The 7,926-nt window shown below is 66.7% G+C and carries 8 protein-coding genes and 1 pseudogene; 1 reads left to right on the top strand and 8 read right to left on the bottom strand.

The window, feature by feature from the left end; translation table 11 throughout:
• From ACI3KU_RS18785 to rpsB, 7 genes and pseudogenes are all read right to left on the bottom strand, one after another.
• A pseudogene (locus tag ACI3KU_RS18785) lies at positions 1–266 on the bottom strand (hypothetical protein); the annotation flags it as partial.
• Positions 267–401: 135 nt separating this feature from the next.
• Positions 402–962 (bottom strand): DivIVA domain-containing protein, encoded by a 561-nt coding sequence (locus tag ACI3KU_RS18780; RefSeq protein WP_404923864.1) that lies wholly within the window; start codon positions 960–962, stop codon positions 402–404.
• Complete coding sequence (locus tag ACI3KU_RS18775) at positions 959–2,005, bottom strand: phosphatidate cytidylyltransferase (protein ID WP_404923863.1); 1,047 nt, start codon at positions 2,003–2,005, stop codon at positions 959–961. The genes ACI3KU_RS18780 and ACI3KU_RS18775 overlap by 4 nt, the downstream gene beginning before the upstream one ends.
• Positions 2,006–2,011: 6 nt before the next feature.
• Positions 2,012–2,569 carry a ribosome recycling factor gene (gene frr, locus ACI3KU_RS18770; protein WP_404923862.1) on the bottom strand — a complete coding sequence of 186 codons (558 nt, stop codon included), beginning with the start codon at positions 2,567–2,569 and terminating at the stop codon, positions 2,012–2,014.
• 80 nt (positions 2,570–2,649) lie between these two features.
• On the bottom strand, positions 2,650–3,372 hold the full coding sequence (gene pyrH / locus ACI3KU_RS18765; RefSeq protein ID WP_404923861.1) for a UMP kinase: 723 nt from the start codon (positions 3,370–3,372) through the stop codon (positions 2,650–2,652).
• A 94-nt stretch (positions 3,373–3,466) separates the two neighbouring features.
• Entirely contained in the window at positions 3,467–4,294 is an 828-nt protein-coding gene (gene tsf / locus ACI3KU_RS18760) for a translation elongation factor Ts (protein WP_404923860.1), read from the bottom strand.
• Positions 4,295–4,373: 79 nt separating this feature from the next.
• Complete coding sequence (gene rpsB, locus ACI3KU_RS18755; protein WP_404923859.1) at positions 4,374–5,282, bottom strand: 30S ribosomal protein S2; 909 nt, start codon at positions 5,280–5,282, stop codon at positions 4,374–4,376.
• Positions 5,283–6,276: 994 nt separating this feature from the next.
• Between rpsB and ACI3KU_RS18750 the strand changes: the two genes are divergently transcribed.
• A complete protein-coding gene (locus tag ACI3KU_RS18750) occupies positions 6,277–6,681 on the top strand; it encodes a murein hydrolase activator EnvC family protein (RefSeq protein WP_404923858.1) in 405 nt (134 codons plus the stop codon).
• Positions 6,682–6,908: 227 nt separating this feature from the next.
• Here ACI3KU_RS18750 and ACI3KU_RS18745 read toward each other — a convergent pair whose 3' ends face one another.
• Complete coding sequence (locus ACI3KU_RS18745) at positions 6,909–7,811, bottom strand: tyrosine recombinase XerC (protein ID WP_404923857.1); 903 nt, start codon at positions 7,809–7,811, stop codon at positions 6,909–6,911.
• Positions 7,812–7,926: the final 115 nt, after the last annotated feature.

Raw genomic sequence — 7,926 nt, 5'->3', positions numbered from 1 at the left:
GTGGGAGTCGGCGTAGGGGTGGGCGTCTGATACGACATGTACGAGTCGCGCGAGACCTCACCGCTGACGACCGCATCCGCAGCCGTGAAGGCCTGGGCTCCACTTGCCGACAGCTGATACGCCGTCGAGGAAGTCACCGCCGGTGCCGGAGCCGCGACCGGACCCGTGCTCGCGAGAGCGACGGGCGCGACTGTCGCGCCGACGAAGCCGACAGCTGCGAGTGCCGAGAACACGGCCATCGCGCTGCGGCGACGGGCCTTCTTCACGACAAGCTGCGGAGCGTTCGTCTGACGCTGTGCAGCGCGCCTACCACCGCGCCGCTCTACGGGATTCGTCTCGTTAGCAGAAGTCACAATGGGATAACTATACCCGGAGCGTGCGCAGAAGGCATCAGGGGATGCTCAGCGCGTGGGTGTGACGGCGAGCATGACCTCCACCACGGCGTCCAACACCGCATCGACCTGTTCCTCCGCATAGCCGTTGCGCTGCATGCGGAACGCCGCCGCGCGCACCTGCTCCGGGGTCACTCGATCGCCGTGCTCGAAGTAGCCCACGAGCTTGTCGGTCACGAGATCCACCTCGTCGATTCGATAGCCGTACCGCAGCACGCCGGCGCGGCGGAAGCGGTGGCCCCGAGGTCGCGAAATGCGCTCCAACACGATCTGCGCGGTCGCGCGCGCCTGCTCGACCCAGCCGTCGACACCCACCGCGCGGATGCGGGCATCTCGTTCGCGTGCGGCGAAGGCATCCTCGATGCGTCCGAGCGCGGCATCCACCGGAGCGATCTCGTATCCGTCCTTCACCAGGGGGAAGGCGGCTTGACGAATGTCGTCGGCTGTGAGCGCCACGGCATCACTGCGCCGTTCGAACGCAGACCGTGCGTGGGCGAGGAAGCTGTCGACAGAACGCTGCTCGTAGCCCTTGGTGCGACCGGTGGTACGCGGGAAAGGAGTCGAACTCACGAGAGAACCGCCAGGGGTGAAAGGAAGTGATGGAGGGCGAGGACGGCCACGGCCGAAGGCAGGATGCTGTCCAGACGGTCCAGGATGCCGCCGTGACCGGGAATCCAGGAGCTCATGTCCTTGATGCCGAGATCACGTTTGATCATCGACTCGCCCAGGTCGCCGAGAGTCGCGGTCAGCAGCAGCGCGAGCCCGGCGACGAGACCTGTCCACCAGGGCAGCCCCAACAGGAAGATGCAGATGAGGGTGGCAGCGACGATGGCGAACAGGGCCGCTCCGCCCAGCCCCTCCCAGGTCTTCTTGGGGCTCACGCGCGGTGCCATCGGGTGCTTGCCCAGCCACAGGCCGATCGCATACGCCCCCGTGTCGGCCGAGACGACGACGGCAAGGAACAGGATGATCCAGTTCTGTCCGTTCTCTTCGCGCAGCACCAACAGCGCCAGGGTGGTGAGGAAGGGAATGTAGACGGGGATGAGGACGCTGGCGAAGACATCACTCACGACGTCGCGCCACACGCGAGCATCCTGCGCGCGCATCTGTCCGATCAGACGCCAGACGATGATGAGGCTGACGCCCGCGAACAGAAGAACCCAGAGGGCCCAGGTCTCGGCGACATACGCCGAACCGACGAGGGCCACCGCGGTGACGAGCTGCGGAATCAGATCGATGCGCCGCCCCGCGGTCTGGAAGGCGCGAGCGAGCTCGTACACCGCGGCGCCCGCTGCGACGACCGCGAGGATCACGAAGATCCACTTCAGAAACAGCAGGGAACCGAGCACGATCGCGCCCAGAGCGAGACCGATGAGGATCGCGCCGATGAGATCGCGTCCGGTGCGCGCCTTGATGCGCTCCTGCGCCTCGTCGAAGTTCTCGCGCGCGTGGGCGACTTGCTTGTCGAAATTCTCCCGTGCGTGGGCCACCTGCGATTCCAGTTCCTCGCGTCGAGCCTTGAGATGCGCCGGGAACGCCCGAGCACCGGTGTCCGACGAATCGTCGGACACCGGCTCCTCGGGCTCAGAGCCCCCGTGGGAATCGGACGTCATGCCGTGTCAGACCTCGAGCAGTTCGGCCTCTTTGCGCTTGAGCGCCTCGTCAATGAGATCGGTGTGCGCACGGGTCAGAGCGTCGAGCTCCTTCTCACCGCGAGCGATCTCGTCCTCGCCGACCTCGCCCTTGAGCGCGTCCAGCTCGTCCTTCGCCTTGCGACGGATGCCGCGAACCTGGACCCTCGCGTCTTCACCCTTGGTCTTGACGAGCTTCACGAACTCCTTGCGACGCTCCTCGGTGAGCTCCGGAAGCGTCACGCGGATCATGTTGCCGTCGTTCGACGGGTTGGCGCCGAGGTTCGGCATGTCGCGGATCGCGTTCTCGATGTCACGCAGGGCGCCCTTGTCGTACGGCGTCACCAGCACGGTCCGCGCCTCCGACGAGTTGATCGAGGCGAGCTGAGCCAGCGGCGTCATGGTGCCGTAGTAGTTGACCATGACTTTCTGGAACAGCTGAGGGTTGGCGCGACCCGTACGAACGGTCGAGAAGTCCTCTTTGGCGGCCTCAACGGCGCGCTCCATCTTGGCCTTGGTGTCGGCGATCACAGCGGCGGTGGTCATGCCTGCTCCATTCATTGAGTACAGCTGATGTCAGTCTAGTGGGGCCGGTTCTCGGTCCCTGTGAGGGTGCCCGCGGAGCCTCAGGCGGTGACGAGGGTTCCGATCTCCTCGCCCAGCAGCGCGCGCGTCACGTTGCCGGCGGGCTCCATTCCGAACACGCGCATGTTCATGCCGTTGTCCATGCAGAGGCTGAAGGCGGTGGAGTCGACGACCTTCAGGCCCTGCTGCAGCGCGTCGCTGTAGGTGACGTGATCGAGCTTCACGGCATCGGGGTTGGTACGCGGGTCGGCGGAGTAGACGCCGTCGACGCCGTTCTTCGCAACCAGCACCTCGGTCGCGCCGATCTCGAGCGCGCGCTGGGCGGCAACGGTATCGGTGGAGAAGTACGGCAGGCCCGCACCAGCACCGAAGATCACGACCCGCCCCTTCTCCATGTGACGTTCGGCTTTCAGCGGGATGTACGGCTCGGCAACCTGGGTCATCTGGATGGCGGACTGCACGCGTGTTGCGGCACCGGCCTGCTCCAGGAAGTCCTGCAGCGCGAGGGCGTTCATCACGGTGCCGAGCATGCCCATGTAGTCTGCTCGCCCGCGCTCCATGCCGCGCTGGCTGAGTTCGGCGCCGCGGAAGAAGTTGCCGCCGCCCACCACGATCGCGACCTCCACCGTCTCGACGACCTCGGCGATCTCGCGTGCGATTGCGCTGACCACATCCGGGTTCACACCCAGCTGGCCGCCACCGAACGCCTCGCCGGAAAGCTTCAGCAGGACGCGGCGGCGTCCGGTCTTCTCTGTCGTGGTCACGTTGTTCCTCTCGTCGCGCTCAACCGTAGCGCGCTGGTGTGTGTGCGTGAAGAAGGGCCCGGATCGTGAAACGATCCGGGCCCTGAAAATGGTCTTACGCGCCGACCTTGAAGCGGGCGAACGCGGTCACCGTGATGCCGGCGTCCTTCGCGACCTGGGCGACCGAGAGCTTGTTGTCACGGGCGTAGTCCTGGTCGAGCAGGGCGACCTGCTTGATGAACGCGTTGACGCGACCCTCGACGATCTTCGGCAGGGCAGCCTCGGGCTTGCCCTCCTCGAGAGAGATCTTCGTGACGATCTCGCGCTCCTTCTCGATGTCCTCGGCCGGGACGTCGTCACGGCTCAGGAACGAGGGGTTTGCGAACGAGATGTGCTGGGCGATGGCGCGAGCGGCCTCAGCGTCGTCACCGGTGTAGGCGACGACCACACCGACCTGCGGGGGCAGGTCCTTGTTGGTGCGGTGCATGTAGACCTCGAACTTCTCACCCGAGATGGTGCGAACCTGACGCAGTTCGACCTTCTCGCCGATGATGGCGGCCTCGTCGCTGATCAGCTCGGCGACCGTCTGGTCTCCGGCGGGAGCGGCGAGTGCGGCCTCAACCGAGTTGGCGGCGGCAGCAGCGGTAGCGGCCAGCACCTTGTCGGCGAGCGCGATGAAGCGCTCGTTCTTCGCAACGAAGTCGGTCTCGCAGGCGAGCTCGATCAGGGTGACCTTGCCGTCCTGCTCGGATGCGGCGATCAGGCCCTCGCTGGTGGAGCGGTCGGCACGCTTCGCGTTGCCCTTGGCACCCTTGAGGCGCAGGATCTCGGTGGCCTTCGCGACGTCTCCGTCAGCCTCCTCCAGCGCCTTCTTGGTGTCGACCATGCCCGTGCCGAGCTGCTCGCGGAGAGCCTTGATGTCGGCGATGCTGAAGTTTGCCATTGTGTGGCTCCTCTGTGATGTAAGTGGCAGCTGTAATGGATGGGCAGCGGGTGGCGCTCACGCGCCACCCGCTGATGGCTTACTTGGCCTCGGTCTCCACGGCCTCAGCCTGAGCCTCAGCACCGGCCTCATCGGCAGCGGTCTCTTCGGCGGCGACCTCAACGGCTGCGGTCTCGGTGGCGGCGGTCTCGTCGGCTGCGACCTCAACGGCTGCATCCTCGACGACCGGAGCGCCCTGCTCGAGAAGCTCGCGCTCCCACTCCGCCAGCGGCTCTGCGGCCTGTTCGTCGGCCGGCTGGTGCCTGGCGATGAGGCCCTCAGCAGCGGCGTCGGCGATCACGCGGGTCAGCAGAGCGACGGAGCGAATCGCGTCGTCGTTACCCGGGATCGGGTACTGCAGGTCATCCGGGTCGGCGTTCGTGTCGAGGATGCCGATCACGGGGATGCCGAGCTTCTTGGCCTCGTCGATCGCGAGGTGCTCACGCTTGGCGTCGATGACCCACATGGCCGACGGCGTCTTGGTGAGGTGGCGGATACCACCGAGCGACTTGTGCAGCTTGTCGAGCTCACGCTTCTTGAGGAGGAGCTCCTTCTTGGTGAAGCCCGAAGCGGAGGGGTTCTCGAAGTCGAGCTCCTCCAGCTCCTTCATGCGCGCGAGACGCTTGGAGACGGTGCTGAAGTTGGTCAGCAGACCACCCAGCCAGCGCTGGTTCACGTAGGGCTGGTTCACGCGGGTCGCCTGCTCGGCGACGACTTCCTGCGCCTGCTTCTTGGTGCCGACGAAGAGGATGGTGCCGCCGTGGGCAACCGTCTCCTTGACGAAGTCGTACGCGCGGTCGATGTAGGCCAGCGACTGCTGCAGGTCGATGATGTGGATGCCCGAGCGCTCGGTGAGGATGAATCGCTTCACCTTCGGGTTCCACCGGCGGGTCTGGTGTCCGAAGTGCACACCAGCATCAAGAAGCTGGCGGATGGTGACGACTGCCATGGTCGTTCTCCTGTTTCTGGGCGCACGAGGCGCCGTTTGTTGCGGTTGATGATGTGGATAGCCACTACCTGGTGCCAGACACAGCCCCGCCTCGAAAGGACCGTTGGGGATGTGTGCCACGACCGTGGTCGTGCAAGGCACGCGAAGTCACTCCGACATGCGGAGTGCCATTTCAGTGTAGCAGTGCACGGGGTGGACGCGGTGCCGGTGGGTGCGTGTGCTCGTCGATCGTCCGCGCCGCGCCGCGTCCTCCCCAGCGGCGAAACAGCGGGAACGTGTTCGCTCCTGTGCCTTCGCCGATCCGCGGCACACCACGCGCGACGAGCATGAGGCGATGACGCACATCCACACCTGTTCCCCACCCCGGGGCGACCAGCTGTCGCAGCCAGACCCGCTACGGCCATCGACACCACGGCCGTGGCCGAGATCCTGGGGTCCAACGCGCCGCGCACGTCGACTGATGCTGGCGCTTGCTGTCGCTTCGGTGCTTGTTTGGAGCTCGAGCCCGTCGACCGCGGTGTCGACGGGAACGGCGTCGACGGGAACAGGGTCGACGGGAACGGCGGCAACAGGACCGGTGGCAACGGAGACGGCGGTGTCGAGGGCAGCAACCGCCACGACGGAACCGGCGGAGACCACGGCAACAACAGGAATGCCCGCAACCACGGGAACCACGGAAACCGCGGGAGCGACGCAAACCACGGCAACAACCGGGACCGCGGAAACCACCGAAGCCACCGAAACCACCGAAACCACGGAAACAACAGGAACCACGGCGACAACAGGATCCACGAGAACCAGAGGAACCACGGAAACCACGGGAACCATCGAAACAAGAGGATCCACGGGAACTACCCAAACGAGAACGATCAGGGTAACAACGCGAACGAACGCAGGACTCGAGATCCCGCTGCGTCGCCGAGCCGAGCGAGCGAGGACCGCCGTCGTCACTCTTCCCGACCATGATCGATGGTCCTGGCCGCTGTCCGGGGGCGTGCGCGTCACCGCACCGTTCCTCGCTCCCCCACACGCTTATGGCGCGGGCCATCGCGGCATCGACCTCGCGTCACTCGCCGGCGGGTCGGACGTGGTGGTGCGTGCACCCGCCGACGGCGTGATCGCCTTCGTCGGAACCGTGGTTGATCGTCCGCTTCTGACCATCGACCACGGCGACGGCCTGGTCACAACGCTCGAGCCCGTGCGCTCCGATCTGGCCGTCGGGACGCTCGTTCACGCGGCTGAGGACCTCGGCACTGTCGCATCGGGGGGCCACGCGGCGGGCGGTGAACTGCACTTCGGCGTTCGGCTGGATGGCGAGTACATCAATCCGCTGCTTCTGCTCGGCGGTGTGCCACGGGCGATCCTCCTGCCGTGCTGCTCCGACGCGGGCTCGCCGTGACGCGATCGTCAGGTGCGGCGGTGTACCACGGGCGATCCTCCTGCCGTGCTGCTCCGACGCGGGCTCGCCCTGACGCGATCGTCAGGCGCGGCGGTGTGCCACGGGCGAATCTCCTGCCGTGCTGCTCCGATGACGGCTCGCCCTCACGCGATCGTCAGGCGCGGCGGTGTGCCACGGGCGAATCTCCTGCCGTGCTGCTCCGATGACGGCTCGCCCTCACGCGATTGTCAGGCGCGGGGGTGCGCTGTCCGGTAGATCGCGGTGAGGCGCTCCGAGGAGACGTGCGTGTAGATCTGCGTGGTGCCGAGACTCGCATGACCCAGCAGTTCCTGAACGGCGCGGAGGTCTGCGCCCCCGTCGATCAGGTGCGTCGCGGCCGAGTGACGCAGAGCATGGGGACCGACGGTTCGTTCACCGAGAACCGGACCCAGCTCTCGCGCCACAATGCCGTACACCGTTCGTGCCCCGATCCGAGCGCCCCGCGTGCCGAGGAACAGTGCGGGGCTTGTCGACTCGGAGCGCACCTGCAGCGCAGGCCGCGAGCGCACCAGGTAGGCATTCAGCGCGCGTAGCGCGGGAGCACCGAATGGCACGACCCGCTCCTTGGATCCCTTGCCGAGCACGCGCATCGTGGCCCTCTCTCGATCGACGTCGACCACATCCAGTCCGCACAGTTCGGACACGCGGATGGCCGACCCGTACAGGAGCTCCAGAATCGCGTGGTCTCGAAGCGCAGCAACGTCGCCCTCTGCCGCGCGCACACCGAGGGCGTCGAGCATGTCCCGCACGCCGTCCGCGGTGGCCACCGCGGGCAGGTTCTGTGGCTTCTTCGGCGTGACGAGGCGCAGCGTGGGGTCGTGTTCGACGAACCCTTCCTCCAGCGCCCAGGCGAAGAACGTGCGCGCCGCCGCCGTGCGACGCGCGATCGTGCTCCGCGCGTCTCCGCGCTGACTGGCGCGCCACAGCCAATCGCGCAGTTCCTCGAGCCCGACATCGCGAAGCTCGGCATCGCCTACGGCCGCGCCGAGGTCGGCAAGATCACTCCGGTAGGCCCGCACGGTCGCAGGTGAGAGTCGCCGCACGCGAGCAAGATGCTCCGCAAAGCTCTCCGTCGCCGCGCTCAGTTCCACACGACGATCCTCGCGGCCACCCACCCGAGTGCGCTCACGCCATGCCGCAGTCCCCCCGTTCCCAAGCGAGAACGTGGGCCCGACCGGATCAGCCCCCGCTGCCGCACCACCCCTC

This window comes from Microbacterium sp. ZW T5_56, assembly GCF_044987425.1.
Classification (GTDB): Bacteria; Actinomycetota; Actinomycetes; order Actinomycetales; family Microbacteriaceae; genus Microbacterium.
This window is presented reverse-complemented; position numbering and strand designations above follow the sequence as displayed.